Origin of the sequence: Eleftheria terrae (assembly GCF_030419005.1) — a bacterium.
In the GTDB taxonomy this organism is placed as follows: domain Bacteria; phylum Pseudomonadota; class Gammaproteobacteria; order Burkholderiales; family Burkholderiaceae_C; genus Caldimonas; species Caldimonas terrae.
This window is the reverse complement of sequence record NZ_CP106951.1, coordinates 3,692,042-3,719,005: the sequence shown is the minus strand read 5'-3', so window position 1 is coordinate 3,719,005 and position 26,964 is coordinate 3,692,042. Positions and strand designations below refer to the sequence as shown.

At 71.6% G+C, this 26,964-nt stretch carries 22 protein-coding genes; 10 read left to right on the top strand and 12 right to left on the bottom strand.

Features of this window, described 5'->3' with window-relative positions; genetic code table 11:
• The 3 genes from N7L95_RS16485 (at window position 1) to N7L95_RS16475 (ending at window position 3,285) form a co-directional block, all read left to right on the top strand.
• Window positions 1–1,386 (top strand): KamA family radical SAM protein, encoded by a 1,386-nt coding sequence (locus N7L95_RS16485; RefSeq protein WP_301256347.1) that lies wholly within the window; start codon window positions 1–3, stop codon window positions 1,384–1,386.
• A 50-nt stretch (window positions 1,387–1,436) separates the two neighbouring features.
• Window positions 1,437–2,288: an aminotransferase class IV gene (locus N7L95_RS16480; protein WP_301256346.1), complete on the top strand. Its 852-nt coding sequence runs from the start codon at window positions 1,437–1,439 to the stop codon at window positions 2,286–2,288.
• 103 nt (window positions 2,289–2,391) lie between these two features.
• Window positions 2,392–3,285, top strand: a complete 894-nt coding sequence (locus N7L95_RS16475; protein WP_301256345.1) for an EamA family transporter — start codon at window positions 2,392–2,394, stop codon at window positions 3,283–3,285.
• Window positions 3,286–3,300: 15 nt separating this feature from the next.
• Here N7L95_RS16475 and N7L95_RS16470 read toward each other — a convergent pair whose 3' ends face one another.
• The 9 genes from N7L95_RS16470 to N7L95_RS16430 all read right to left on the bottom strand — a co-directional run bounded on the left by N7L95_RS16470 (window position 3,301) and on the right by N7L95_RS16430 (window position 13,351).
• On the bottom strand, window positions 3,301–4,626 hold the full coding sequence (locus N7L95_RS16470) for a tetratricopeptide repeat protein (protein WP_301256344.1): 1,326 nt from the start codon (window positions 4,624–4,626) through the stop codon (window positions 3,301–3,303).
• A gap of 10 nt (window positions 4,627–4,636) precedes the next feature.
• A complete protein-coding gene (locus N7L95_RS16465; RefSeq protein WP_301256343.1) occupies window positions 4,637–6,040 on the bottom strand; it encodes an amidase in 1,404 nt (467 codons plus the stop codon).
• Between the two features lie 10 nt (window positions 6,041–6,050).
• Entirely contained in the window at window positions 6,051–7,532 is a 1,482-nt protein-coding gene (locus N7L95_RS16460; RefSeq protein ID WP_301256342.1) for an ABC transporter substrate-binding protein, read from the bottom strand.
• 63 nt (window positions 7,533–7,595) lie between these two features.
• Window positions 7,596–8,429, bottom strand: a complete 834-nt coding sequence (locus N7L95_RS16455) for an ATP-binding cassette domain-containing protein (RefSeq protein WP_301256341.1) — start codon at window positions 8,427–8,429, stop codon at window positions 7,596–7,598.
• Window positions 8,426–9,403, bottom strand: a complete 978-nt coding sequence (locus N7L95_RS16450) for an ABC transporter ATP-binding protein (RefSeq protein ID WP_301256340.1) — start codon at window positions 9,401–9,403, stop codon at window positions 8,426–8,428. Before N7L95_RS16450 ends, N7L95_RS16455 begins: the two co-directional genes overlap by 4 nt.
• 73 nt (window positions 9,404–9,476) lie before the next feature.
• On the bottom strand, window positions 9,477–10,346 hold the full coding sequence (locus tag N7L95_RS16445) for an ABC transporter permease (RefSeq protein WP_301256338.1): 870 nt from the start codon (window positions 10,344–10,346) through the stop codon (window positions 9,477–9,479).
• Window positions 10,343–11,305 (bottom strand): ABC transporter permease, encoded by a 963-nt coding sequence (locus N7L95_RS16440; protein WP_301256337.1) that lies wholly within the window; start codon window positions 11,303–11,305, stop codon window positions 10,343–10,345. Before N7L95_RS16440 ends, N7L95_RS16445 begins: the two co-directional genes overlap by 4 nt.
• Before the next feature lie 216 nt (window positions 11,306–11,521).
• Window positions 11,522–12,715 (bottom strand): amino acid aminotransferase, encoded by a 1,194-nt coding sequence (locus N7L95_RS16435; RefSeq protein ID WP_301256336.1) that lies wholly within the window; start codon window positions 12,713–12,715, stop codon window positions 11,522–11,524.
• A 150-nt stretch (window positions 12,716–12,865) separates the two neighbouring features.
• On the bottom strand, window positions 12,866–13,351 hold the full coding sequence (locus N7L95_RS16430; RefSeq protein WP_301256335.1) for a glutathione peroxidase: 486 nt from the start codon (window positions 13,349–13,351) through the stop codon (window positions 12,866–12,868).
• Between the two features lie 255 nt (window positions 13,352–13,606).
• On the opposite strand from N7L95_RS16430, the gene N7L95_RS16425 reads away from it, so the two are divergent.
• The 4 genes from N7L95_RS16425 to N7L95_RS16410 all read left to right on the top strand — a co-directional run bounded on the left by N7L95_RS16425 (window position 13,607) and on the right by N7L95_RS16410 (window position 20,508).
• Entirely contained in the window at window positions 13,607–14,527 is a 921-nt protein-coding gene (locus N7L95_RS16425; RefSeq protein ID WP_301256334.1) for a response regulator, read from the top strand.
• 142 nt (window positions 14,528–14,669) lie between these two features.
• Window positions 14,670–15,179, top strand: coding sequence for a chemotaxis protein CheW (locus tag N7L95_RS16420; RefSeq protein ID WP_301256333.1), 510 nt, complete (start codon window positions 14,670–14,672; stop codon window positions 15,177–15,179).
• Between the two features lie 32 nt (window positions 15,180–15,211).
• A complete protein-coding gene (locus N7L95_RS16415; RefSeq protein ID WP_301256332.1) occupies window positions 15,212–17,719 on the top strand; it encodes a methyl-accepting chemotaxis protein in 2,508 nt (835 codons plus the stop codon).
• Window positions 17,716–20,508, top strand: coding sequence for a hybrid sensor histidine kinase/response regulator (locus N7L95_RS16410; RefSeq protein WP_301256331.1), 2,793 nt, complete (start codon window positions 17,716–17,718; stop codon window positions 20,506–20,508). The genes N7L95_RS16415 and N7L95_RS16410 overlap by 4 nt, the downstream gene beginning before the upstream one ends.
• Window positions 20,509–20,547: 39 nt before the next feature.
• On the opposite strand, the gene N7L95_RS16405 is transcribed toward N7L95_RS16410, so the two are convergent.
• A complete protein-coding gene (locus tag N7L95_RS16405) occupies window positions 20,548–21,471 on the bottom strand; it encodes a DMT family transporter (RefSeq protein ID WP_301256330.1) in 924 nt (307 codons plus the stop codon).
• A gap of 64 nt (window positions 21,472–21,535) precedes the next feature.
• On the bottom strand, window positions 21,536–22,813 hold the full coding sequence (gene lplT, locus N7L95_RS16400) for a lysophospholipid transporter LplT (RefSeq protein ID WP_301256329.1): 1,278 nt from the start codon (window positions 22,811–22,813) through the stop codon (window positions 21,536–21,538).
• 211 nt (window positions 22,814–23,024) lie between these two features.
• Here lplT and alr point away from each other — a divergent pair, with 211 nt between their 5' ends.
• On the top strand, window positions 23,025–24,125 hold the full coding sequence (alr, locus tag N7L95_RS16395) for an alanine racemase (RefSeq protein ID WP_301256328.1): 1,101 nt from the start codon (window positions 23,025–23,027) through the stop codon (window positions 24,123–24,125).
• Between the two features lie 96 nt (window positions 24,126–24,221).
• Here the strand turns inward: alr and N7L95_RS16390 are convergent, their stop codons facing one another.
• Window positions 24,222–25,736: an aminotransferase-like domain-containing protein gene (locus N7L95_RS16390; protein ID WP_301256327.1), complete on the bottom strand. Its 1,515-nt coding sequence runs from the start codon at window positions 25,734–25,736 to the stop codon at window positions 24,222–24,224.
• A 260-nt stretch (window positions 25,737–25,996) separates the two neighbouring features.
• Between N7L95_RS16390 and N7L95_RS16385 the strand changes: the two genes are divergently transcribed.
• Both N7L95_RS16385 and N7L95_RS16380 read left to right on the top strand, forming a co-directional pair.
• Window positions 25,997–26,326, top strand: a complete 330-nt coding sequence (locus tag N7L95_RS16385; protein ID WP_301256326.1) for a DUF2917 domain-containing protein — start codon at window positions 25,997–25,999, stop codon at window positions 26,324–26,326.
• Window positions 26,327–26,457: 131 nt separating this feature from the next.
• Window positions 26,458–26,946, top strand: a complete 489-nt coding sequence (locus tag N7L95_RS16380) for an acyl-CoA thioesterase (RefSeq protein WP_301256325.1) — start codon at window positions 26,458–26,460, stop codon at window positions 26,944–26,946.
• Window positions 26,947–26,964: the final 18 nt, after the last annotated feature.

Here is a 26,964-nt window from a genome sequence, read left to right as displayed (position 1 = left end):
ATGACGCCACCCACTTCTGCCCCGAAGTTCCGGCCCTACACCCGGCACACCATCTCCACCGCACCGCAATGGCGCCAGCTCGACCCGGCGCTGCGCGAAGCCACGCTGGTCATGGCGCGCGTGCTGCCGTTCCGCACCAATGCCTATGTGCTCGACGAGCTGATCGACTGGCAACGGGTGCCCGACGATCCCATCTACCGCCTGTGCTTCGGCCATCCCGACATGCTGCCGGAGCCCGACTACCACCGCCTGCGCAAGCTGGTGCTGCAGCAGCGCGACGAGGCCGCCATCGAGCAGGAAGTGCACCGCCTGCGGCTGGCCATGAACCCCCACCCGGGTGGCCAGATGACCCACAACGTGCCCTCGCTGGACGGCGAGCCGGTGCCGGGCATCCAGCACAAGTACCGCGAGACGGTGCTGTTCTTTCCGAGTGCCGGGCAGAGCTGCCATGCCTATTGCAGCTTCTGCTTCCGGTGGCCGCAGTTCGTCGGGATGCAGGCGCTGAAGTTCTCGGCGCCCGACACGACGCAGCTGGTGACCTATCTGCGCCGCCATCCGGAAGTCAGCGACGTGCTGATCACCGGCGGCGACCCCCTGGTGATGGGTGCCGCCGCCCTGGCCCGCTGCATCGAACCGCTGTTGATCCCGGAGCTGTCTCATGTTCAAAACATCCGCATCGGTACCAAGGCACTGGCCTGGTGGCCGCACCGCTTCGTCAGCGACCCCGATGCGGACGAGCTGCTGCGGCTGTTCGAGCGGGTGGCCGCCTGCGGCCGCCACCTGGCACTGATGGTCCACCTCAGCCACCCGGCGGAGTTGCGCCCGGCCATTGCACAGCAGGCCATGGCCCGGCTGCGCGCCACCGGCGCGACGCTGCGGCTGCAGGCGCCGCTGGTGCGCCATGTCAACGAGGCGCCTGAGGACTGGGTGGAGCTGTGGAGCACCGGGGTGCGCCTGGGCGCCATTCCGTACTACCTCTTCATCGAGCGGGACACCGGGGCCAGCGACTATTTCAGCCTGCCGCTGGCGCGGGCCCATGCCATCTTCCAGGCGGCCTATCGCTCGGTGTCCGGCCTGGCACGCACGGTGCGCGGCCCGTCGATGAGCACCTTCGCCGGCAAGGTCCTGATCGACGGCATCGCCACGCTGGCCGGCGAGCCGGTGTTTGCGCTGCAGTTCCTGCAGGCCCGCAATGCAGACTGGGTGCGCCGCCCCTTCTATGCCCGCTTCGATGCCGCTGCCACCTGGTTCGACCAGCTGAAGCCGGCCTTTGGCGAGCCGCGCTTTTTCTTCGAGGCCGAGGGCCGCAGCAGCACGGCAGCCCGCATCGTGCCGCTGCGGGCCGAGCCGCGCGAAGCCGCCCGGCTCACGCCAGGCCCGCACTGAAGCGCACCGGCCCTGCCTCACTTCCCTTTCCCCACTCCGGAGGCTCTGGCATGCAAGTCTTCATCGACGGCCGTTTCTATGCGCCCCAGGATGCCAAGGTGTCCGTCTTCGACCACGGCTTTCTCTACGGCAACGGCGTGTTCACCACCCTGCTGGCCACCGAGCGCGGGCCGCTGTTCATCGACGACCACCTTGATCGCCTGTGCGAGTCGGCCCGCCTGGTGCGCATTCCGGTGCCCTGGAGCCGGCAGCAGCTGCGCCGCTGGGTGATCGACACCCATGAGCACAACTGCCACCCCCCGGGCCGGCGGCGACTGCGCATCAACATCTCGCGCGGCGTCGGGCCCGATGTGCCGATCGACCACGCGCGGCAGTGCCGGCCCTCGCTGAGCATCATCGCGTCGCGCTGCCCCGAGGTCAGCGAGCAGGTGGCGCGTGACGGGTTGCGCGTGTGCAGCATCGCCTGCGAGCGGGTGCTGCCGCGTGCCAAGAGCTTCAATTTCCTGCCCAGCGTGCTTGCGCTGGAGGAAGCGCATGAACGCGGCTACGACGATGCACTGCTGGTCGATCGCCATGGCCATGTCACCGAAGCCACCACCGGCAACGTCTTCCATTTCGACCAGGGCGTGCTGCACACGCCCGCGCTCGGCATGCTGGAAGGCATCACACGCAAGCACCTGATCCGCATCGCCCGGGAACTGGGCCTGCAGGTGGAGGAAGGCTGCTACGGCGTGGCAGCCCTGCAGCGCGCCGACGAGGTGTTCCTGACCGGCACCACCAAGCTGATCCTGCCTGTCACCCGCATCGACGGCCGCGCCATTGCCGGCGGGCGCTTTGGCGAATGCACGCTGGCGCTGAAGGAAGCGATGGCGGAGCGGCTCTTTCCCGCCTGGCCCGGCTGAGCCGAGCCAGGCCGGTTCAGCGGCGCGGGGCCGCCTGGGCGGGCTGGCCAGCGCACCGGCCGGGCAAGCCCTACACTCGGGCTCCCCCCTCCTGCGCTGCGCCATGCCCCCGTCCCACCTGCTGCTTGCCCTGGCCGTTGTTTTCGTCTGGGGCACCAACTTCGTTGTCATCAAGCTGGGCCTGGCGGAGCTGCCGCCCTTCCTGTTCGCGACCCTGCGCTTCACGCTCTCGGCGTTTCCCTTCGTGCTGTTCATCCGCCGGCCGCCGGTGCGCTGGCGCAGCCTGGCGGCCTTCGGCGTGCTGCTGGGGGCCGGCGAGTTCGGGCTGCTGTACTACGCGATGCGCAGCGACATCTCGCCCGGGCTGGCGTCGCTGGTGATTCAGACGCAGGTCTTTTTCACCATCGGCCTGTCGATGCTCTTGCGCGGCGAGCGGGTGCGGCCGCTGCAGGGGGTGGCGCTGGGGCTGGCCGTCGGCGGCATCGCCTTGATCGCCGCGCGCATGGATGCCTCGGCCACCGCCTGGGGGCTGGGCCTGGTGTTGATGGCGGCCTTCTGCTGGGCCTGCGCCAACCTGGTGGCCCAGTCGGCCGGCAAGGTGGACATGCTGGCCTTCATGGTCTGGTCGAGCCTGTTCGCGGTACCGCCATTGCTGGCGGCCAGCCTGCTGCTCGAGGGGCCGGCCGCGCTCACAGCCAGCCTGCAGCAGGCGAGCGTGGCCGCCTGGGGCGCGGTGCTGTGGCAGGCGCTCGGCAACACGCTGTTCGGCTATGGCGCCTGGAACTGGCTGCTGTCGCGCCATCCGGCCGCCACTGTGACGCCCAATGCCCTGCTGGTGCCGGTGTTCGGCATGACGGCCTCCGCCTGGTGGCTGGCCGAGCCGCTGCCCGGCTGGAAGCTGGGCGCTGCGGCACTGGTCATCGCGGGCCTGGCGCTCAACGTGCTCGCCAGCCGGCTGGCCGCCTTGCGGGCGGTGCCGGCCGGCGCCGTCCGCTAGCCGCGGTTCCCGGCCTCACCCCAGGCGCCCGGCCCAGTGCGCCGTGAGCGGCGTGTGCTGCTTGCCGGGGCCGCGGGCGGCCAGCAAGGCGCGGCCCAGTTCGCGCTGGCCGTCGGCTGCGGCCGCGGCCAGCAGGGTCTGATCGATCAGGTCGCGCTGGGCATGGCTGCCGCCAATGCGGGCGGCCTCCGCCCGGGCTGCCTGCAGCGAGCGCACGGCCGCACCCCACTCGCCGCGGGCCTGCTGCAGCAGGCCTTGCATCAGGTCCAGGCCGGTGGCGGCCGCTTGGCCGCGGGCCGGCCCTTCGCGCTCGTGCAGCGCCGACGTCGCCGTGCGGACCTGCTGCCACCAGCGTTCGGCACGGCCGATGTCACCACAGCCCAGCAGCGTCACCATCAGGTGCAGGTCGTTGAAGGGTGACCAGCCGGCCGCCGCGTCGCTGCAGTCCCAGCCGGCCGCCAGCGCCTGCCAGCGAGCCCCGCAGTCCACCCCCAGCAGCGACAGCCGCCACAACAGTGCAGCGGCATCGAGGCGTTGCAGGGCGATCTGCACCGCGTCGCCGCTCAAGCGCTGGTCGTAGCGTTGCAAGGCTGCGCCGGTATCGAGCCGCTCCAGGTCGAACAGCGCATGGTGCCACCAGAGGTGCACGGCAAAGCCGTTGTCCTGCGACCAGTGCGGCTCGTGCCCGGCGAGCCAGGCCGAGCCTTCGTCACAGCGGCCTTGCATCTCCATCACATGGGCCACCGCATGCACCGCCCAGGGCACTCGCACCTCGGCCTGCAACGCCTCGCGGCCGACCGCCTCGGCTTCGGCGTCCCGGTGCATCTCCTCCAGGCCGAAGGCCAGCATGCCGCCCACGTAGGGCCGCAGCGGATCATCGGCGGCCCAGGCGGGCAGCACCTGCTGCACCCGGCCCAGCAGGCGGGCCGGGTCGCCGCGATGAAAGTCGAACAAGTGCGCCCACTGCAAGGCCAGCAGGTCGCGCGGATGAGCGGCCAGGACTTCGCCCCAGCAGTCGCACGCGGCCTCCCAGCCGCCTTGCCAGCCCAGCCGCACGCCGGCGAGCAGGGCCTGTTCGCGCGGATGGGCGCCGGCCAGCAACCGGTCGGCGCCGGCCAGCGCCGCTGACGCCTCGGCCTGCCAGGCGCGCTCCGTCAGCGTGAGCAGGAAGCCGGCCCGCATCACCGGCGGCAACAGCCAGCCGGGATCGGCCGCGGCAGCCGCATCGAGGTCGGGCAGCGGGTTGCCGTAGAACGACACCATGCGCCAGAGCGCCTGCTCGGCATGCCGCAACGCCTCGGGCGAGCGGGTGCTGACCGGGTTGCCACGCGGGTCCTGCATCGCCGCTGGCCTACCCGAGCGCGCCGGGTGGTGCCGGCCAGGGCCGCTGCGCCGGGCGCATCTGTTCCCAGGCCTGCGCCATCTGCAGCACGCCCAGGTCGTCGAAGCGGCGGCCGGCGATCTGCAAGCCGATGGGCAGGCCGTCGCCGGTGTAGCCGCAGTTGATGGACGCGGCCGGCTGCTCGCTCATGTTGAAGGCGAGTGTGAAGGCGATGTGGTCGAAGGGCCGCGTCACGTCGTCGGTGGGGCACGGCAGCTCGGCGGCGAAGGCGGGCATCGGCGCGGTGGGCGAGAGCACGTAGTCGAAGTGCCGGGTCGCTGCCACCGTGGCGGCCCGCAGGTTGAGGGTTTCGCTATAGCCCTGGAAGACCGCCTCGCCGCTGTGCTCGGCGCCGCCTTCCGCCCAGGCGCGGATGAAAGGCAGCACCCGGGCGCGGCGCTCCTCGGGCAGCCGGCTCATCTCGATCCAGAAGCGGGTGCGCCAGAAGCGGTCGATGCCTTCGATGACCGAGCGGTCGGCCCAGGGCGCCAACGGCTCGACGATGGCACCGGCGGCCTCGAAGGCGCGCGCGGCCGAGCACACCGCTTCGGCGACTTCGCCCGCCACCGCGGTGCCCCAGCCGGCATCCAGCCAGAGGCCGATGCGCAGCCCGCGCAATGGGCGCTCCAGTTGCAGCCAGTCGATGCGCTCGTAGGGCAGGCTCATGTGGTCGCGCCAGTCCGGCAGTGTCAGCGCCTGCATCATCAGCGCGGCGTCGCGCACGGTGCGGGTCATGGGGCCGGCGACCCGCGCCGGGTACGGCGGATCGATCGGGATGCGGCCCAGGCTCGGCTTGAGGCCGAAGAGGCCGCACCAGCCCGCCGGCAGGCGGATGGAGCCGCCGATGTCGGTGCCGACATGCAGCGGCGCGTAGCCGGCCGCCGCGGCGGCCGCGGCGCCCGAGCTGGAGCCGCCCGGGTTGCGGTCCAGCTGCCAGGGGTTGCGGGTCAGCGGATGGAAGCTGGACAGCCCGGAAGACAGCATGCCGTAGTCCGGCATCGTGGTCTTGCCGAGCAGCACGGTGCCCGCCTCGCGCAGGCGGGCGGCCGGCGGGGCGTCCTCGGCGGCGGGCCGCAGCTCGGTGGCGGCGGTGCCCAGCGGCACCGGCACGCCGCGGGTGGCGATGTTCTCCTTCAACATGGCCGGCACACCGTCGAGCGGGCCCTGCGGCTCGCCACGCAGCCAGCGTGCCTCGGCGGCAGCGGCCTGCGCCAGCGCGGCTTCGGGGTCGAGCGCATAGGCGGCCCGCAGGTGCGGCTCCCAGCTCGCGATGTGCGCGAGCGCCGCGCGTGTCACTTCCACCGGGGAAGCGGCCCGGCGGCGGTACAAGGCGGCCAGCTCGGCCGCGGTCAGCAGGTGCGGGGCATCGCTCATGTCCACCCCCTCATTGCCAGGACACTGCCGCCATGTCGTTGGCGAAGATCGGCGAGCTGCTCCACAGGCCCTTGAGCCGCTTGTTGGCCACCACGATCTGCGGCAGCTGGAACAGGTAGATGTTGGCCGCATCGCTGGCCAGCTGGCGCTGGGCATCGCCAATCAACCGCAGCCGCTCCTGCGGGTTGATGGCGGCGTTGTACTTGTCCATCAGCGCCCGGAAGCTGGGCGAGTCGTAGCCGAAGTAGTACTGCGGGTTGGTGTAGATCATCAGGTCCAGCGGCTCGACATGGCTGATGATGGTGAGGTCGAAATTGCCCTTGAAGGCACCCGACAGCCACTGCGCCCATTCGACGTTCTCGATGCGGGCGTTGATGCCCACCTTGGCCAGCTGCGCCGCGACCACCTCGCCGCTCTTGCGCGCGTACTGCGGCGGTGGCAGGGTCAGCGTGACATTGAGCGGCGTGGCCACGCCCGCTTCCTTCAGCAGCGCACGCGCCTTCTCGGGGTTGTAGGGATAGACGCCGGTCAGGTCCACGTAGCCCGCGTCGCTCGGCACCATGTGGCTGCCGATGGGCGTGCCGAAGCCGTCCATCGCGCCGGCCACCACCGCCTTGCGGTCGATGGCATGCGACATGGCGCGGCGCACGCGCACGTCGTCGAAGGGCTTGCGCCGGTGGTTGATGCTGACGATGGTCTTGCCGTTGGAGCCGCCCGCGGTGACGCTGAAGCGCGGGTCCCGGCGGAACTGCTCGACGCTCTGCGAGGCCTGGAAGCGCGGAATGGCATCGACGTCACCCGCCAGCAGCGCCGCCACCTGGGCAGCCGCATCATTGATGAAGCGGAAGGTCACCTTCCTGAGCTTCACCTCGGACGCCGCCCGATAGCCGCTCCAGGCGCTCAGCGTCACGGCCGACCCCTTGGCCCACTGGTCGAACTTGAACGGCCCGGTGCCGATGGGCCGGGTGGCCGTGCCGGCGGCGCTTTTCGGGTCGAGGATGACGGCGGTGTTCTCGCCCAGGCGGAACAGCAGCGTGCCGTCGGGCTGGGCCAGCGTCAGGATGACGGTGTTCGCGTCGGGCGTGTCGATGCGCGAGATGTTGTCGAACACCGCCTTCTTGGCCTTGTTGGTGCTGCCCTCGGCCTTGGCACGCTCGAAGCTGAACTTCACGTCGGACGCATCGAAGGCCTCGCCGTCATGGAAGCGCACGCCGCGCCGCAGCCGGAAGGTGTAGCTGCGGCCATCGGGCTCCACGCTCCAGCTCTCGGCCAGCAGCGGCGTGACGCTGCCGTCGGGATGGATCTTGGTCAGGCCTTCCAGCACGTTGTAGTGCACGATTTCGCCGATGGTGGAGGCGGCACCGGTGGTGGGGTCCAGCCCCGGCGGCTCCAGCGTGATGGCGAGCACTGCCGAGGTCTTGCCCGCCTGGGCCACCGCCATGGCCGGCACGGCGGCCAGCAGCGCGGCGGCGAAGGTGTAGCGCATCTTCATGACAACTCCCGAAACATCGAAGTCCGCTGCCGCGCAAGCGCCCGGCCGACGGCGCTCATTCCATCACGTTTTGCCGGCCATCGCGCGGCGTCCGCGTGCATGGCCCGCGCCCGGCGCCAGCCAGGCGTCGAGCAGTTCCAGGGTGTACGGGTGGCGGGCAGCACTGAACAGCTGCTGCGGCGTGCCCTGCTCCACGATGCAGCCCGCCTGCATCACGGCCACCTCGTCGCACAGGTGCTCCACCACCGCCAAGTCGTGGCTGATGAAGAGGTAGCTGAGGCCGAACTGCTGCCGCAGGTCCTGCATCAGGTTGAGCACCTGGGCCTGCACCGACACATCGAGCGCGCTGACCGGCTCGTCGGCCACGATCAGCCGTGGCCGGGTGATGAGGGCACGTGCGATGGCGATGCGCTGGCGCTGGCCGCCGGAGAACTGGTGCGGGTACTGGTCGAGGTCGCTGCGCCGCAGGCCGACCGCCTCCAGCGCGTCGGCCGCCCGCTCGTGCATCTCCTCGCGCCGGAGGCCGCCGAGCGCGGCCAGCGGCTCGGCCACGATGCGGCCGACCCGCTGCCGCGGGTCGAGCGAGCCATAGGGGTCCTGGAACACCATCTGGAAGTCGCGCCGCGCCTGCCGCAGCTGGCTGGCGGGCAGGCGGTGCAGGTCCTGCCCCAGCAGGTGCACACTGCCCGCACTGGGCGCCTCCAGCGCCATCACGAGCCGTGCCAGGGTGGACTTGCCCGACCCCGATTCACCGACGATGCCCAGGCTGCGACCGGCCGGCAGGCTGAAGCTGACGCCTTTCAACGCCGCCACGGTGGGGGCGGGCTGCAGCAGCCGGGTGCGTGGCAGACGGTAGTGCTTGGCGAGGTCGCGCACCTCCAGCAGCGGTCCGATCATGTGCTCACCTCCGGCAGCCGGATGCAGCGCGCCCGGTGGCCCGGGCCGACCTCGAAGGCCGGCGGCAGTGCCGCCTGGCAGGCCGGCAGCGCGAAGGCGCAGCGGTCGGAGAACGGGCAGCCGGGCGGCAGCAGGCCCAAGGCGGGCACCCGCCCGGCAATGGCCGGCAGCCGCACGCCATGGCCGACGCCGATCTGCGGCCGGGCCGCATGCAGGCCACGGGTGTAGGGATGGGCCAGCCGCGCGAACACCTCGCCGGTGGGCCCGGACTCGACGATGTGGCCGCCGTACATCACCAGCATGCGCTCGACGTTGCGCGCAATGACGTTCAGGTCGTGCGAGACGAGCAGCAAGGCCATGCCGCGTTCCTCCACCAGCTCCGCCACCAGGTCGAGGATCTCGCGTTGCAGCCGCACGTCCAGCGCAGTGGTGGGCTCGTCGGCAATCAGCAGCTCGGGGCCGCAGGCCAGCGCCATCGCGATCATCACGCGCTGGCGCTGCCCGCCCGAGAGCTGGTGCGGCCAGGCATCGAGCCGCTGCGCCGCATCGCCCAGCCGCACTCGCTGCAGCAGGCGCAAGGCCTCGGCGCGGGCCGCACGGCGGCTGAGCCCGCGGTGCAGGCGCAATGGCTCGGCCACCTGCTCGCCAATCGTGTGCAGCGGGTTGAGCGCCGTCATCGGCTCCTGGAACACCATGGCGATGCGGTTGCCCCGCAGGCGGCACAGCGCCGCTTCGTCCAGCCCCACCAGTTCCTGCCCGGCCAGCCGGATGCTGCCCGAGACCTGCGCGCCTTCGGGCAGCAGCCCCATCAGGGCCAGCGCCGTGAGCGATTTGCCGCTGCCCGACTCGCCAATCAGCCCCAGGCTGCGGCCGGCCTCCAGCGTGAAGTCCAGGCCCTGCAGCGCCGGCACCGGGCCGCGGGCCGTCGGCAGCGTGACGCCGAGCCCGGCGACCTCCAGCAGCGGCCGGCTCATCGGGCGGCCTCCGCCCGCCAGCGCGCGCGGCCCGCGCGCTGGCCGTGAGGGCACCTGCCGGCCACCGGTCGCCTCATGCGCCCCCCCTGCTGTGAGCGAGCCGGGGATCGAGCAGGTCGCGCAGGGCGTCGCCAAGCAGGTTCAGGCCCAGCACCGACAGCGCAATGGCGAGGCCCGGATAGACCGCCAGGCGCGGCGCCTGGAACAGCTGCGTCTGCGCCTCGTTGAGCATGCGGCCCCAGGAGGGCTGCGGCGGCTGGGTGCCCAGGCCCAGGTAGGACAGCGCCGCCTCGGCCAGGATGGCGGTGGCGAACTGGATGGTGGCCTGCACGATGAGTGCCGCGGCAATGTTGGGCAGCACATGCTCCAGGGTGATGCGCCAGGCCCCCTTGCCGCAGGCGCGCGCCGCCATCACGAAAGGCCGCGACCAGACCTGGCGCGCCGAGGCCCGGGTGACGCGGGCGAATACCGGGATGTTGAAGATGCCGATGGCCACGATGGAGGTGAACAGCCCCGGTCCGTAGACCGCGCTCAGCATCAGCGCTGACAGCAGGGCCGGAAAGGCGAAGGTGAAGTCGGCCAGCCGCATCACCAGCTCGTCGACCCAGCCCTGCCGTGCGGCAGCCAGTGCGCCGAGCGACACGCCGGCCAGCAGCCCGATGCCCACCGCCACCACGCCCACCGCAATGGAGTTCTGCGCACCGGCCAGCAGCAGCGAGGCGATGTCGCGGCCCAGGCTGTCGGTGCCCAGCCAGTGGGCGGCCGAGGGCAGCGCCAGCTTGTCGGCGATGTCGAGTTCGTCCGGCGGATAAGGCGTCCAGGCCAACGACAGCGCGGCACCCGCCAGCAGCAGCAGCACCAGCAGCCCGCCGGCCACGAAGCCGGGATGGCGCAGTGCACGCTGCCCGAAGGCGATGCCGGCGGAAGCGATGGGCCGGCTCAAGCGTCGCTCGCCTTCAGCCGCGGGTCGATCCAGGCATGCAGCAGGTCGACCGCCAGGTTGATCAGCACCACCGCAGCGGCCAGCAGCATGATCACGTTGCGCACCACCACCAGGTCGCGGTTGGCGATGGCCTGGAACACCAGGCGGCCGAGGCCGGGCAGGTAGAAGACGTTCTCGACCACGATGGTGCCGGTGAGCAGGTTGCCAAACTGCAGCCCCATGATGGTCAGCACCGGCACCATCGCATTGCGCAGCACGTGGCCCCACAGCACGGCACGCCGGCCGAGGCCCTTGGCCCGCGCGGTGCGCACGAAGTCCTCGCGCAGCACCTCGAGCACCGCCGAGCGCGTCACCCGCGCCAGCACCGCCGCCTGCACCGCCGCCAGCGAGACCGCCGGCAGCACCAGCGCCTGCAGCCCGGGCAGCAGCCCGCCGCCGTCCTCGGCCCGCCAGCCGGGAAAGCCGCCAGCCGAGAACCACTGCAGCTGCACCGAAAACAACAGGATCAGCAGGATGGCGAACCAGAAGCTGGGCACCGCGATGCCGAGCTGGCTGAATGCCATCACGGCGAGGTCGCCGGGCTTGTTGTGGTGGGCCGCCGCATACAGCCCAAGGGCCAGCGCGAGCACGACGGCGAGCGCCATCGCCAGCACCGCCAGCGGCAGGCTCACCACCAGCCGCTCCAGGATCAGCGCCGCCACCGGGGTGTCGTAGGCGGCGCTGTGGCCCAGGTCGCCCTGCGCCATGCCGGCCAGCCAGTCGCCATAGCGCTGCAGGGCCGGACGGTCCAGCCCCAGCTGCCGCGCCAGCGCGTCCACCGCCTCGGGGGTGGCGGTGGGGCCGAGCATGACCTGCGCCGCATTGCCGGGCAGCACCTCCAGCACCGTGAAGATGACGGCCGATGCGCACAGCAGCGTCGCCACGAAGATGGCGAAGCGCTTGAGCAGGAAGAGGCTCATCGGAGCGCAGGCACCCCGCCTGGGGGGCCGCAACGACGGGCAAGGGGCGTGGGACGGTTCATCAGTCGCGAGCAGGCTAGCGCGCCATGCCGCAGTTGGCAAGACGCTGCAGTGCAGCATGACCGCCGGGCACCGGCGCCCCGCCACCGCGGGCGGCACCGCACCATGCCAGCCAGCCGGCACGACGGGCGCCGGCGCCGCCCGGCAGCGCGCTCGTCAGGCCAGCACGGCCGCCATCGCGACGGCGACCTGCTCGACGTTGTGCTGGTTCAGCCCGGCCACGCACATGCGGCCGGAGCGCACCAGGTAGACCCCCTGCTCCTCGCGCAGGCGGTCGACCTGCTCGGGCGTCAGGCCGGTGTAGCTGAACATGCCGCGCTGGGTCAGGAAGTAGTCGAAGTTGCGCCCCGGCAGCTTCTCGCTCAGCACGGCATGCAGCCGGCTGCGCATGGCCTTGATGCGTTCGCGCATCGCGCCGAGTTCCTCCGCCCAGCGGGCCCGCAGCTCGGGCGTCAGCAGCACCTTGGCGACGATCTGGCCGCCATGGGTGGGGGGGCTCGAGTAGTTGCGGCGCACCGCGGCCTTCAGCTGGCCCAGCACCAGCTGGGCCTGTGCCGCGTCGGGGCACACCACGCTCAGTCCGCCACAGCGCTCGCCATAGAGCGAGAAGCTCTTCGAGAAGGAGCTGGCAACGAAGAAGCTGAGGCCGGCGTCGGCCAGTGCCCGGATCGCCCAGGCGTCTTCCTCGATGCCGTCGCCGAAGCCCTGGTAGGCAATGTCGACATACGGGATCAGCCGGCGCTCCTGGATCACCGGGATCAGCTGGCCCCATTGTTCCTGCGACAGGTCGACGCCGGTGGGGTTGTGGCAGCAGGCATGCAGCAGCACGATGCTGCCGGCCGGCAGCGTCTTGAAGGCGGCCAGCATTTCGTCGAACTTCACGCCACCGGTGGCCGCGTCGTAGTACGGATAGGTGTTCACCGTGAAGCCAGCGCCTTCGAACATCGCGCGGTGGTTGTCCCAGGTGGGGTCGCTGACCCAGACCTGGGCCTCACCGAAGTAGCGCTTCAGGAAGTCCCCGCCTACTTTCAGGCCGCCCGAGCCGCCCAGCGTCTGCAGGGTGGCGATGCGGCCGCTGGTCACGGCCTCGTGCTGGGCACCGAACAGCAGCTGCTGCACCGCGCTGCGGTAGTTGGCCGCACCCTCCATCGGCTGGTAGGGGCGCGCACCGATGGTCTGCAGCAGGCCGGTCTCGGCTTCGCGCACCGCGGCCATCACCGGCAGGCGGCCGGCGTCGTCGAAGTAGATGCCGATGCTGAGGTTGATCTTGTTGGCCCGCGGATCCTTCTGGAAATTCTCGTTCAGGGTCAGGATGGGGTCGCCGGCATAGGCATCGACGTGCTGGAACATGGAAAGGGTCCTCGGGCTGGTACTGACAGAAGAAGCAGCGATTATCCCGCCCTCGCCGGCCGGCCCCACCGCTGGCCGGCGTCGCCGGCCGGCCAGCACCCGGCGTTTGAGGTGAGGCCGGCTGCGCGGCCGCCCCCTACCGGCCGGCGCTCAGGACGCGAGCGCCGCCTCGATGTCGGCCTCCAGCGACTTGGGCGCGTCGGTCGGCGCATAGCGCTTGAGCACGCGGCCGTCGCGGGCCACCAGGAACTTGGTGAAGTTCCACTTGATCGATCGCGTCCCGAGCAGGCCCGGCGCTTCGCCGGTCAGCCAGCGGTAGAGCGGATGGGCCTGCGCGCCGTTGACATCGACCTTGCTCATCATCGGAAAGCTCACGCCGTAGTTCACCGAGCAGAACGAGGCGATCTCCTCCTCGCTGCCCGGGTCCTGGGAGCCGAACTGGTTGCAGGGGAAGCCCAGCACCACCAGGCCGCGCGCCTGGTGGCGCGACCACAGCTCCTCCAGCCCGGCGAACTGCGGGGTGAAGCCGCATTTGCTCGCCGTGTTGACAATCAGCATCACCTTGCCCCGGTAGTCCGAGAGTGGCACCGGCCGGCCGTCGATGCCGGTCGCCTCGAAGTCGTAGATGCTGCTCATTGCAAGCTCCCTGCGGATGGGAATGGCCCCCGGCCACCGCGGCCACAGCGGCGCGCAGCGGCCATGGAACTGCGCGCGAGGCGCATCCTATCCCCAAGGTGCGGGCTTGACGGCCTCAGTGAGGGCCTGCAAACATGCTGTTACGCCGGGCAGGCGGGACAGCAGCTGCAAGACGCGTCCCGGCGCCGCGGGCCGCTCCCGGCATCGGGGCCGGGCCGGCGGCGGAGCGGGTGGCGTGTCGCAGGAGCTGTTTTCATGAGCGTCCCTTATCGGGTGGCGGTGCAAGGGTTCAACCAGGTCGAGCGGGCGACGCTCGATGCCTTCTTCCGCCTTGCGGCCCGGCGCTCGCCGGCCTACCGCCAGGTGAGCGAGCTGCACGCCTGCGACTACGTCATCGCCGATGCCGACGCGCAACCCGAGCTGGTGCACGACGTCCTGCGCAGCGCCGGCCGCTGGGATGTGACGCTGTTCGTCGGGGCCGGCGAGGCCCGCGGCGCGCTGGCCCGGCTGCCCAGGCCGCTCAACCCGGCCCATGTGCTGCGGGTGCTGGACGAAGCGGTGCGCCAGGGCGGCGAGCGGGCCCCGCCCCAGGAGCCAACGCCGTCGCCCCACCGCTTGCCACCGCCGGCGCTGCCGCCGCTGTCGGCCCACCCGCTCCGGCGTTCGCCGGCGGACGCCCGCCTGCGCGACTTCCAGCACAGCAGCACCTTCAGCAATTCGGTGCTGATCGAAGGCGACGACAAGTACGAACACATCCTGGTGGTGGATGACAGCGAGTTGTCGTTGCGTTTCATGCAGTCACGCCTGAAACGCTTCGGCTTCAAAGTCCACCTGGCCCACGGCGGCGAGGAAGCACTGGCGCTGCTGGAGCAACGGCAGTTCGACTTCGTCTTCCTCGACGTGATGATGCCGGGGATGGACGGCTACCAGACCTGCCGCAGCATCAAGCGCCGCGCGTTGCCGCCGGGCCAGCAGATGCCGGTGGTGGTGCTGCTGAGCAGCCGCGCTGGCGCCATCGACAAGATCCGCGGCACGCTGGCCGGCTGCGATGCCTATCTCACCAAGCCGCTGGACGAGCAGGAACTGGTGCGCGTGATCGGCAGCCACCACGAGGTGTTCCAGCGGGCCTTCGACAGCACCCAGGGCATCAGCACCACCCGCCCGGCCGCGCCGTGAAGCGCCGCGGCAGCGGCCGCCGGCTGCCGCCATCGCCCCCGGCAGCCCGGGCGCCGGGGCGGTTGGGCCCGGCCACGGCTGCGGCTTCGCCGCAACTGCCCGGCCTGCCCCCGGCAGCCTCACCCTACACTGCGCACTGGACATGACACCCAGACCGAGCCCCGTGGAGCACCCTGCACCTTCCCCATCGCATGCCGCCGCTGACGGCCCCTCGCCCGCCCTGGCCCAGGGAGTGCAATGCGGCCCGTGGTGGCTGGCCTTCCCCTTCAGCTGGGCGCGCAGCATCGTCGAGGAGCTCCAGCTGTCGGAGGTGCCGCACGCGCCGCCGTGGCTGGCGGGCGCCGCCAACGTGGATGGCAAGGTGGTGCCGGTGTTCGACCTGGCCCTCTATCTCGACCCGGAGCTGCCGCCCACCACCGGCCCGGGCGCCCTGGCCTTGTTGGGCGGTGAAGGGGAGCAGGTGGCGGCCATCGCCTTCCGTGGGCTGCCGGCCATGGCGCGGCCCCAGGCCGGCCTGGAGGCGCCTGCCACCCCGGCGGCGCTGGCCGAGTTTGTCGTCGGTGCCGCCACTGACGAGGGTGGCCGCGCCTGGGCCCTGATCGACGCCGCGGCACTGATGGAGGCCTTGTCGGCCGAACTGGCCCTGGCCTGAGACCCCGGCCGGCGAACAAGGGAGGGCACGAGATGAATCTCCGCCTGAAACTGCTGTTGAGCAGCGCAGGCCTGGGCGGCCTGGGCGCCCTGCTGGCGGCCGCGCTGCTGTGGCAGGGCGTGCAGGACGGCGCGCAGCGGCAGGCCGTCGCCGACCTGCAGCAGGCCCTGCTGCTGCAGCGCACTGCCCATGCCGCAGCCGTGCAGCGCGAGTTCGCCACCCGCGTGGCCGGCCTGCGCCTGCTTGCCGCGCAGCGCAGCACGGTGGACGCGCTGCGCCAGTTCAAGGCCGCCATGGCGGAGCTCTCCGCCGATGCGGGTGCCGGCACCTCGAGCGCCGCCATGCGGGAGGAAATGCTGGGCTGGCTGGGCCAGCAGTTCAAGCCCGAATGGGCTCGCAACAACCTGGCGCCGCTGCCGGAGCTGACCGCCGCGATGGACGCACGGGCCCTCGTCACCGCCGCGCTGCAGCAGGAATTCATCGTGCGCAACCCGCAGCCGCCGGGCCGCAAGGACCTGCTGGTCTATCCCGACACGCCTACCCCCTATGGCCAGGCGCATGCGCAGCACCACCGAGCCTTCGACCGCGCCCAGGACCAGTTGCAGGTGCAGGACCTGGTGCTGATCGACAGCGACACCGACCAGCTGGTCTACACCGTCGCCAAGGACCTGGACTTCGCCAGCAACGTGCACAGCGCCCTGCTGCTCGGCTCGCCGATGGCCACCGCCTACGCCGAGGTGAGGCGCGCGCGCTCCGCGGACGCCCTGGCGTTGTCCGATGCACGGCCCTACCTGCCGGCAGCCAACCGCCCGGTGGTGGTGGCGGCCGTGCCGGTCTTCGACGGCGAGGTGCAGGTGGGCGTGCTGGCCTGGCGGGCCAGCCTGGACCAGCTCGCCGCCCCCTTGCGCGCCGCCCCGGATGCCGCCGCCGAGAGCCTGCTCTTCGGCGCTGACAAGCGCTTGCGCAGCGAGCCGCGCGCGGCCCTGCTGGCGGCCCTGCCGCCGGCAGCGGCCGCTTCGCCCGCGGTCGACCCCAGGGCACTGGCTGCGCACCGCCGCAGCGCCGCGACGCTGCTGGGCCTGGACACGCCTGCGGTCGCGGCGTCACTGCAGGGACAGAGCGGCAGCGCCAGCTTCCGCGACGCAGCCGGCCGCGCCTGGCAGGCCGCCTATCAACCGTTGCAGCTCGAAGGCCAGCGCTGGGCCCTGCTCAGCGTGGCGCCCGAGCCGGACGCGGCGGCCACCACCGCGGCCGGGTCCTTTTGGTGGCGGGCGCTGCTGGCCATGCTCGCCGCGCTGCTGCTGGGCGCCGGCGTGGCCGCCGCGCTGCTGCGCGGCTGGCTCAAGCCGCTCGGCCAGCTGCACCGCACCCTGGCGCGGGTGCAGCGCGGCGAGCTGTCGGCCCGCACCGGCCTCGGCCCGCACGACGAGCTGGGCCGGCTCGGCCAGGCGCTCGACCGGCTGCTCGACGGCCGGCTGAGCGCCCTCGACACCGCCGCCCGCGAGAACGAGCGGCTCAACGAGTCGGTCGTGCGGCTGCTGCAGACCGTGTTCCAGATGGCCAACAAGGACCTGAGCGTGCGCGCCGAGGTCGGCGAGGACCTCATTGCCACGCTCGCCTCGGCCGTCAACCAGCTCGGCGACGAGATGAGCGCGACGCTCTCCGAAGTGAGCGCCATCGCTGCCCGGGTGCGCAGTGCCAGCGAATCGGTCGGCGAGCAGGCGGTGCGCGTCGACGAGACCGCGCATGCCGAACGCGAGGCGCTGGAGGCCATGGCCGACGCACTGAACCAGGCCACCTACCAACTGGCCCAGGTCGGCGCGCTCTCGCACAACAGCAGCGAAGCGGCCGAGCACGCCTCCGCCGCGACCGAAGCGGCACTGGCCGCGGTGGACAGCGCCGTGCATGGCACGCACACCCTGCGCGAGGCCATCGTCGAGCTCGAGAAGCGCTTCAAGCGGCTGGCCGAGCGCAGCCAGGAAATTTCGGCGGCGGTGAACCTGATGAGCGGCATCGCCGAGCGCACCCATGTGCTGGCCCTCAATGCCGCGATGCAGGCCGCCGGCGCTGGCGAGGCCGGCCGCGGCCTGGCCCTGCTGGCCGACGAGGTGCGGCGGCTGGCCGACTCGGCCCGCCAGGCCACCGGGCAGATCGTGCAGCTGGTGCAGGGCGTGCAGGTCGAGACCGGCGACACGCTGCTGAGCGTGAACCGGCTCATCGTGCAGGTGGCACACCAGTCGGCCACCACCCAGCAGGCCGGCCTGCAGATGGCCGGCACCCGCGAGACCACGCAGCACCTGGTCGGCCTGGTGCGGCAGATCGCCGCCTTCTCCAGCCAGCAGTCGGCCCTGGCGCACGAGCTGAAGCTGCGCGTCGACCAGCTGCAGCGCGGCTCGGCGCACACCATCCTGGCCGTCGAGCAGCAAACCGAGTCGACCGCCACCCTGGTCGACTTCGCACGCCGGCTGTCGGAATCGGTCGACCAGTTCCAGCTTCCCCCCCCTCCCCCACTTCCTGCGCCAGAGGACACCATCCCGTGAGCACCCCCATCCACGAACTGCTGCATGTGCTGCAGGAAGAGTTCACGCTGGCGGCCCCCGACATCGACGCCGCGCTGATGCAGTGGCTCAGCGACCCGGCCGCCGGCCCCCGCCAGGCCGAAGTGGCCGGCCAGCGCTTCGCCCGGCTGGCACAGGCGGCGCGGATGATCCAGCTCGAAGGCCTGGCCATCGTGCTGGAGTTGCTGCGCGACAGCGCGCTGGTGTTCGCCGAGCTGGACGGCACCGACCTGCACGAGGCGCTGGGCTGGCTGCTGCGCTGGCATCGCCCGCTGGCCGCCGTCTTCGAGCAGCCGGGCGAGGAAGCCGCGGTGCGCGAGCTGGGCCGCTTCGTGGCCGGCGGGCCGGTGGCGCCCACCGGCGAGCAGCTCGACGAGCTGCTGCGCCTGCTGCGCCTGCCGCCCAGCGTGCCGCCCGAGATGGAGGCCGCCGCACCGAGCGCGGCGCCGCAGCCGCTGGACGACCGCGAGGTGTCGCTCGAGGTGCCGGACGACGTCGACCCGACCTTGCTGGACGCCTTCCTCGACGACGCCCCCATCCAGCTCGACGCACTGGCGCGCGGCGTGCGCGCGCTGGCCGACGGCCGCGCCGACCTCGAAACGCTGCAGGCCGCCCGGCGGGCCGCGCACACCTTCAAGGGCAGCGGCAACGTGGCCGGCATCCGCGGCATCGGCCGGCTGGGCCAGCGCATGGAGGAGCTGCTCGACCATGCGGTGGGCCGCCAGGGCGAGGTGCCGGTGGCGATGGCCCGCGACCTGGAGCAGGCGGTGGCCTGCCTTGACCAGATGGTGCAGTCGCTGCGCGGTCATGAAGCCGCGCCCGACGATGCGCTGGCCTGGCTGGAACGGCTGGGCGACTGGGTGCGCGCCATCGAGCAAGGCAGTGTCGAGCGGCTGTCGCTCGACACCTTGCCGGCGGCGCTGGCACTGGCCGCCTTGCCGGCCGCCCCGCGCGAGGCCGCCGCCCCGGGCGCTGCGGTGGATGCCGCACCCGAGCAGCCCAACGCGGCACTGGCCAGCCTGCGCATCGGCGTGGACCGGCTCGACCGGCTGGTGCGCTCGGCCGCCCAGGGCCTGCTGCTGCACGGCCGGCTCGAGGAGCACCTGCGGGTGATGGACGACCGGCTGGAGCAGCTGGAAGCCAGCAATGCCCAGCTCAAGCTGCGGCTGGCCCAGCTGGCCGCCGCCATCGACGGCCATGCGGCGCCGGACACCGAGCAGCGCAGCGAGCTGCAAGCCCTGCTGCGCTTCGCCGAGGAAATGGCGGCCGACGAGCTGGAGCATGCCCAGGCTGCCCGCGGCGAGGCGCGCGCCGCCCAGCAGGCGCAGCGCCAGCAGGGGCAGGCCCTGGTGCAGCAGCACCGCGAGCTGATGGCCGCACGGCTGGTGCCGGTGCGCCAGGTGGTGGCGCGGCTGCGCCGTGCGCTGGCCCAGGCGGCCACCGTCATGGGCAAGCAGGTGCGGCTGGAGGTGGAGGGCGAGCAGGTGCAGGTCGACACCGAAGTGCTGGACCGCCTCACCGAGCCCCTGCTGCAGCTGCTGCGCAATGCGGCCGACCACGGCATCGAGCCGCCCGCGCGGCGCAGCGCCGCCGGCAAGCCGGCGGCCGGCACGGTGCTGCTGCGCTTCACGCGCGAAAGCCAGCTGGTGCGGGTGGAATGCCATGACGACGGCGCCGGCCTCGACCTCGACGCCATCCGCCGGCGCGGTGTCGAGCTGGGCCTGCTGTCCGCCGAGGCGCAGCCGGGCCTGGACGAGCTGGCCCGGCTGATCCTGCTGCCCGGCTTCTCGACCAAGCCCGAGGTGACCGATGTGTCCGGCCGCGGCCTGGGCCTGGACGTGGTGGCCGACCGGCTGCGTGCCATGAAGGGCCGCATCGACATCAGCAGCGAGCCGGGCGCCGGCACCCGGATCTGCCTGCAGGTACCGGCCAGCACCGGCCTGCAGCATGCGCTGCTGGTGCAGGTGGAACAGCAGGTGTATGCGCTGCCGAGCGATGCGGTGGTCGAGGCGCTGGCCCCCGGCCAGGGCAGCGTCGTCATGACGCCGGCCGGCACGGTGTTCCGCCATGGCGGGCGCGAGTGGCCCTACCAGAAGCTGGCCACCTGGCTGGGGCTGGCCGGCGGCGAGGGCGCCGGCGGCGCCCGGCCGGTGGTGCTGGCTCGCGCGGCGCATGGCGAGATTGCGCTGGAGGTGGACCGCATCATCGAATCGCGCGAGCTGATCCTGCAGGACATCGGCCGCCTGCTGCGCCGGCTGCGCGGCGTGGCCGGCGCCTCGCTGCGCCCGGACGGCAAGGTGCTGTTCCTGCTGGACCTCGATGCGCTGGAGCAGGCGGCCGCCTCGCCGGTGCGCCGCGAGGCAGCCGCCCAGCTGCGCAAGCGCATGAAGGTGCCGCGCAAGCATGCGCTGGTGGTGGATGACGCGATCTCGGTGCGCAAGACGATTGCGCAACTGCTGCGCGGCGCCGGCTATGACGTGACCACCGCGCGCGACGGCTACGACGCGCTGGACGCCCTGGTGCGCCGCCGCGCCGACATCGTGCTGACCGACCTGGAGATGCCCAACCTGAACGGACTGGACCTGACCCGGCGGCTGCGCGAGTCCCGGCTGTGGAAAGACCTGCCGGTGATGATGATCACCTCGCGCGCCACCAACAAGCACCTGCGCCATGCCGAGGAGGCCGGCGTCAACGTCTTCCTCAGCAAGCCCTATGCGGACGACGAGCTGCTGGCGGAGATGCGGCGGCTGCTGGCGGGGCCGGAGCGGTAGACATCCCGGAAGGCCCGCGTGGGCGCCTGCTCGGCGTCCTCAGCCTGCCTCGCCACTGCGCCCCGGCCCCAGCGCTGCCATCGCCGCCGCTGCCACGATCAAGGCCCCGCCCAGCAGCACCTGCGGGGTCAGTACCGCGCTGCCGAAAGCCACCGAACTGCCCGAGGCGAAGGCCACCTCGGTCAGCATCACCACCGAGGTGACGGCCGCCGGCAAGCGGGCCGCCCCGTATTGGTAGGCCAGGTTGGACACCAGGAACAGGCCACCCAGCATCCCCACCACCAGCAGCCATTGCGGCTGCGGCGCCGGTGGCCAGGCGATGCTGCCGCCGGCGGACAGCAGCGTGGCCAGCGCGCCGGCGGTCAGGATGCCGCCCAGCAGCATCGCCACCGCCCGCCCCTCTTCCCGGGTGTGCGGCGCCATGCGGCGCAACATCACGCTGTTGAAGGCGAAGCACAGGCCGCCGAACAGGCCCAGCCAGTCCGACAGGCTGCCCGGCAAGGGCCAGTCGGCGCCCGGCGGCTTCAGCACGATGGCCGCCCCGCCCAGCGCCAGCACCATGCGCAGCACGGTGCGGGTAGTGAAACGCTCGTGCAGCAGCACGCGCGCGAACAGCGCACTCCACAAGGGCATCAGGTAGAACAGCAGCACCACCCGCATCACGTCACCGGTGCTCACCCCCCAGTTGAAGGCTGCATTGGTCGAGCCTGCGGCCAGCGACAGGATCCACAGCTGCGGCTGCGTCGCCAGCTGGCGCAGCCCGCCCGGCCGCCAGGCCAGCAGCACCAGCGTGGCCAGCACGAAGACCAGCACCGTGGCCCACAGCGGATGCAGCCCGGCCGTCGTGTGCAGCAGGCGGAAAGGCCACCATGACAGGCCCCACACCAGGGCGTTGACCATCAGCGCGAGGATGGGAAGGGTCGCCGCCGGGGTGGCAGCAGGCAAGGCAGCGGGAGCGGACATGGAAACAGTGGGACGGGGCGCCGCCAGGGCGCGGGCCGGCCGGGGTTCGAAGGGATGCGGGGGGTCAGTGGTGGTCGCTGCGGGCCAGGGCCATCAGCTGCTCCACCTCGTCGGCATGGCGCACCAGGTTGCGTTGGTGCCAGCGCCTGATCAGCCACATCGTGCCAGCCACGCCCAGGCCGAAAATGGTGATGGCGCCGAAGGCCGACATGTTGAGCTTGGTCATCGCGGTGTAGAACGCGCCCAGCCCCAGGATGCAGGCCTGTTCGTTGAAGTTCTGCACCGCCACCGAGCGGCCGGCACCCATCAGGTTGTGGCCGCGGTGCTGCAGCAGCGCGTTCATCGGCACCACCAGGTAGCCGCCCAGCCCGCCAAGCAGGATCAGGAAGGGCGCCGCCACATAGACGTTGTCGATGAAGTTCATCACGATCAGCAGCAGGCCCATCGCGATGCCGAGCGGGATCACGCCCGGGGCCCGGTCCAGCCGCACGCCGACCGAGGCGGCCACCGCGCCCGCGGCCGTGCCGACCGCCACCACGCCCACCAGCAGCGAGCCCTTCGTGGTGTCGTAGGCAAGCGCCGCCGCGGCCCAGGCAAGCACGATGTAGCGCAGGTTGCCCGAGACGCCCCAGAACAGCGTTGTGGTGGCCAGCGAGATCTGGCCCAGCTTGTCCAGCCACAGCCGGCGGTTGCAGGTGCGGAAGTCGCGCACCAGCTCCATCAGGGTGCCGGGCAGCGGCTGCAGCAGTGCCGAGGTGCGGGGAATGTAGAGATTGAAGCCGGCCGCGAGGATGTAGAGCAGGATGACCGAGGCGATGGCCGCCTCGGCCGGCTGGTCCACGCCGGTATCGACCAGCGGCAGGTCGATGGCCAGCAGCAGCGCGCTCATGTCCGGCCCCAGCAGCTGCCCGCCCACCACCACGCCGAGGATGATGGAGGCGATGGTCAGCCCCTCGACCCAGCCATTGGCCTTGACCAGCTGCGACGGCGGCAGCAGCTCGGTGAGGATGCCGTACTTCGCCGGCGAGTAGGCGGCCGCGCCAAGGCCGACGATGGCATAGGCCATCAGCGGGTGGGTGCCGAACAGCATCATCAGGCAGCCGATGACCTTGATGGTGTTCGAGATGAACATCACCTTGCCCTTGGGCACGCAGTCGGCGAAGGCGCCGACGAACGGGGCCAGCACGACGTAGAACAAGGCGAACATCGGCACCAGGGCCGCACGCTGCCATTCAGCAGCGCCGCTGGTGCGCAGCAATTCGACCGCGGCGACAAAAAGCGCGTTGTCGGCCAGCGAGCTGAAGGACTGCGCCGACATGATGGTGTAGAAGCCTTTTTTCATTCAGTCACTGCTTGCTCGCGGCTTCTCCAGGCTGCCGTGTGAGGTCCCCTCGGCTGGTATGGCGCCGGGCAGGCCTTCCCCGAACGGCGCGCCCGGGTTTATAGCATGGCGGACGGGCGGCTTTCCCGCCCGCGCGGGCGACCGCACGCCATGCGGCGAGAAGCCGCCGGAACCGAAAAAGCCTCCGTGGAGCGGCTGGCACAATCGATGCATGCCACGTCCGATCCAAGCCCTCATCCACACCGATGCCCTTGCCCACAACCTGCGGGTGGCCCGCGCGGCCGCACCGGATGCCAAGGTCTGGGCGGTTGTCAAAGCCAATGCCTACGGGCATGGCATTGAGCGTGCCTACCCCGGCCTGCAGAGCGCCGACGGCTTTGCGCTGCTGGACCTGGCCGAGGCCGAGCGGGTGCGCGCGCTGGGCTGGCGCGGCCCCATCCTGCTGCTGGAAGGCTGCTTCGAAGCGCGCGACCTGGAGCTGTGCTCGCGCCTGAACCTCTGGCACACGGTGCACACCGACGAGCAGATCGACTGGCTGGCCACCCACAAGACGACTTGGCCGCACCGGGTCTTCCTCAAGCTCAACTCCGGCATGAACCGGCTCGGCTTCCAGCCGGCCGCCTTCCGCACCGCGTGGATGCGGCTGAGCGGCCTGACGCAGGTCGACGAGATCACGCTGATGACGCACTTCTCCGACGCCGACGGCCCGCGCGACGTGGCGCACCAGATGGCCGCCTTCGAGGCGGCCTGCGAAGGCCTGCCGGGCGAGCGCACGCTGGCCAACAGCGCCGCCACGCTGCGGCTGGCGGCCAGCCGGCCGGAGGTGCGCGGCGACTGGGTGCGCCCCGGCATCGCGGTCTACGGCTCCTCGCCCGACTTCCCGCAGCACAGCATTGCCGACTGGGGCCTGCGGCCGACCCAGACGCTGCGCTCCCGGCTGATCGCGGTGCAGCAGCTGCAGGCCGGCGCCAGCGTCGGCTATGGCAGCACCTTCACCGCCGCGTCCAGCATGCGCATCGGCGTGGTGGCCTGCGGCTATGCCGACGGCTACCCGCGCCACGCGCCCACCGGCACGCCGGTGCTGGTCGACGGCGTGCGCACGCGGCTGGTGGGCCGCGTCTCGATGGACATGATCACGGTCGACCTCACGCCGGTGCCCGATGCCGGCTGCGGCAGCGACGTGACGCTGTGGGGCCAGGGCCCGCATGGCACGCAGCTGCCGATCGACGAAGTGGCCCGTGCCGCCGGCACGGTGGGCTACGAGCTGATGTGCGCGGTGGCACCCCGGGTGCCGGTGGCCAGCGCCGACTGACGCCGGGGCGGCAGGCGCTGGCCTGCAGGCCGGCGCCCCTGGCCTCCAGCACCGCGGGCAGGCGGTCCGCCAGCCAGGGCCGCTGCCGCCGGGCTGCTAGGCCGGCACCTCGCGGTAGTCCGTGGCGCGGGCGGGGGACGACGCCAGCGGCAAGGCGGTGCCTTCGGATGCCTCCATGGCGGCGTCGCGCACCGGGCCGGCCTCGGCCAGGCGGCTGACGATCTGCCCCAGCTTCTGCAAGGCCGCCTCGATGCGCGGCGACCACGGCTCGCCGTACTGCAGGCGAATGTAGTGGTCGAAGCGGCGGCCGCAGCTGAAGGCCGCGCCGGGCGCCACGCCGATGTGCTCCCGCTGTGCCAGCGCAAATACCTGCCGGGAATCGACATGCCGCGGCAGTTCGATCCACAGCATCAGGCCGCCCTGCGGCCGGCTCAGCCGGCAGCCGGGCGGGAAGTGCCGCGCAACCGCGTCCGCCATCTGGTGTGCCTGCGTCTTGAGCGCGGCGCGCAGCTTGCGCAGATGGTGGTCGTAGCCACCGTCCCGGATGAACTGGGCCAGCACCTCCTGCTGCAGCAGCGGGCAGGCCACCGAGGTGCGCACCTTCAGTGCCTGCGTCTTCAGGAAGTGGCGGCCCGGCGCCACCCAGCCGATGCGGTAGCCCGGCGCCACCGTCTTGGTGAAGGCCGAGCAGAGGATGACGTCACCCTCGGTCTCGAAGCTCTTGAGCACCGGTGGCCGCTGCTCGCCGAAGTACAGCTCGCCATAGATGTCGCTCTCGATCAGCGTGATGCGGCGCTCGGCCATCATGCGCACCAGCCGCCGCTTGTGGGCCACCGGCATCAGGCTGCCCATCGGGTTGGGGAAGTTGGGCAGCAGCACGCAGGCCTTCACCGCCCCCGGCACCTGGGTGGCGAAGTCGAGCGCCTCCAGCGAGATGCCGTCGCGCGGATGGCTGGGGATCTCCAGCACCCGCATGCCCAGGCATTCGATGGACTGCAGCAGGTGGAAATAGGTGGGGGACTCCAGCACGATGGTGTCGCCCGGCGAGGCCACCGACTTCAGCGCCAGGTAGACCGCCTCCATGCCGCCATTGGTGATGACGATCTCGTCCGGATGCAGGTGCACGCCCGAGGTCACGGCCCGCCGCGCAATCTCCTGGCGCAGCGCCGGGCTGCCGGCCATCTGGTACTTCGACGCGTATTCCGGATGGCGCCGGTTGACCCCCGCCAGCAGGTGCTGCAGCTTCGCCTCAGGCAGCAGCGCGCGGGCCGGCGCGGCATTGAAGGACGGCGCGGCGAGCGGATGGTCAACCATCGTCAGGAACTCGTGCAGCACATGGTCCATGCTGACGAAGGAGGCGCCCGCGATGCTCAGGTCCACCTGCGGCTCGGGCAGCGTGTAGCGGCGCGGCGCGACGAAATAGCCCGACTTGGGCCGCGCCAGCACCAGGCCGCGGTTTTCCAGGTTGCGGTAGGCCTGCAGCGCGGTGGTCAGGCTGACCTCGTGCTGCTGGCTGAGCTGGCGCACCGATGGCAGGCGGTCGCCGGGACGAATGGCGCCGCCGGTGATGGCGCGTTCCAGCGAGGCGGCGATGCGCAAGTACAGCGGCACGGCCGGGTCACCTGCGTCGGGAGCCGCAGTGGGTACAGAAGCGCCAGTCGAACGAGCCGTATCCATGCATTCATTGTGCGGGCCGGCGGAGGGAGCGCACAGGTACAGATGTGCCGTTCTGTCGCCAGTACAGACACACGGCAGCGCATCTGTACTGCCCTGTTTTGGCGCAGGCTGCGCCTTACCGATCGGCTGGCGCTTGCGAATACTTGGCAGCACACCGCCTCGTTGTCCAGACGCCCGCCAGAAAGGAAGCCGCCATGTCCCAGCCCTCGCCCCACCTCACGCTACAGCTGTCGCCCGGGCAGCTGATGCACCTGCCGCTGTCGCGTACCACCACGCTGGAGGTGGTGCACGGCCGCATCTGGATCACCCGCAGCGGCGACCTGCAGGACCATTTCCTGCACGCCGGCGATCGCCTGCAGCTGCTGCCGGGCAGCGGCACCCTGCTCGGCGCCGAGACCGAGGCGGCGCTGGCGGTGGCCGGTCCCGCGGGTCGCCCCTGGCCCGCACGGCTGCTGAACCGCATCACCGGCCTCTTCACCCGGGCGGCGGCCGCCGCCGGCCCGGCACCCGCACCGGCCGGCTGACGGGCGAGGCGGGCGGCCGCCGCCCCGCCATCGCCCGCGGGGATGGCGGTATTTCATGCACAGGTGAAGCAATTGCTCGGAGGCGCCACAATCGAACCCTCACCGTTTTCGCCGCCGAAGGCCGCCGCCCCATGGACCTGCCCAGCCACCAACTGTCGATGACCGTGCTGATGACGCCCGACATGGCCAACTTCTCCGGCAATGTGCACGGCGGCACCATCCTGAAGCTGCTCGACCAGGTGGCCTATGCCTGCGCCAGCCGCTATGCCGGGCGCTATGTGGTCACGCTGTCGGTGGACCAGGTGATGTTCCGCCAGCCCATCCACGTCGGTGAGCTGGTCACCTTCCTGGCGTCCATCAACCACACCGGCACCTCCTCGATGGAGGTGGGCATCAAGGTCATCGCAGAGAACATCCGCAACCAGGTGGTGCGCCACGCCAACAGCTGCTTCTTCACCATGGTGGCGGTGGACGACGAGGGCAAGCCGGCCGCCGTGCCCCCGCTGTCGCCGTCCACCGCGGAGGAAGTGCGCCGCAGCGAGGCGGCCAAGGTGCGCAAGCAGCTGCGCCAGGAACTCGAGCAGCGGTACCAGGGCCTCAAGGCCGCCGCGCCGACCTGAACGGCACCCGGCCATCGC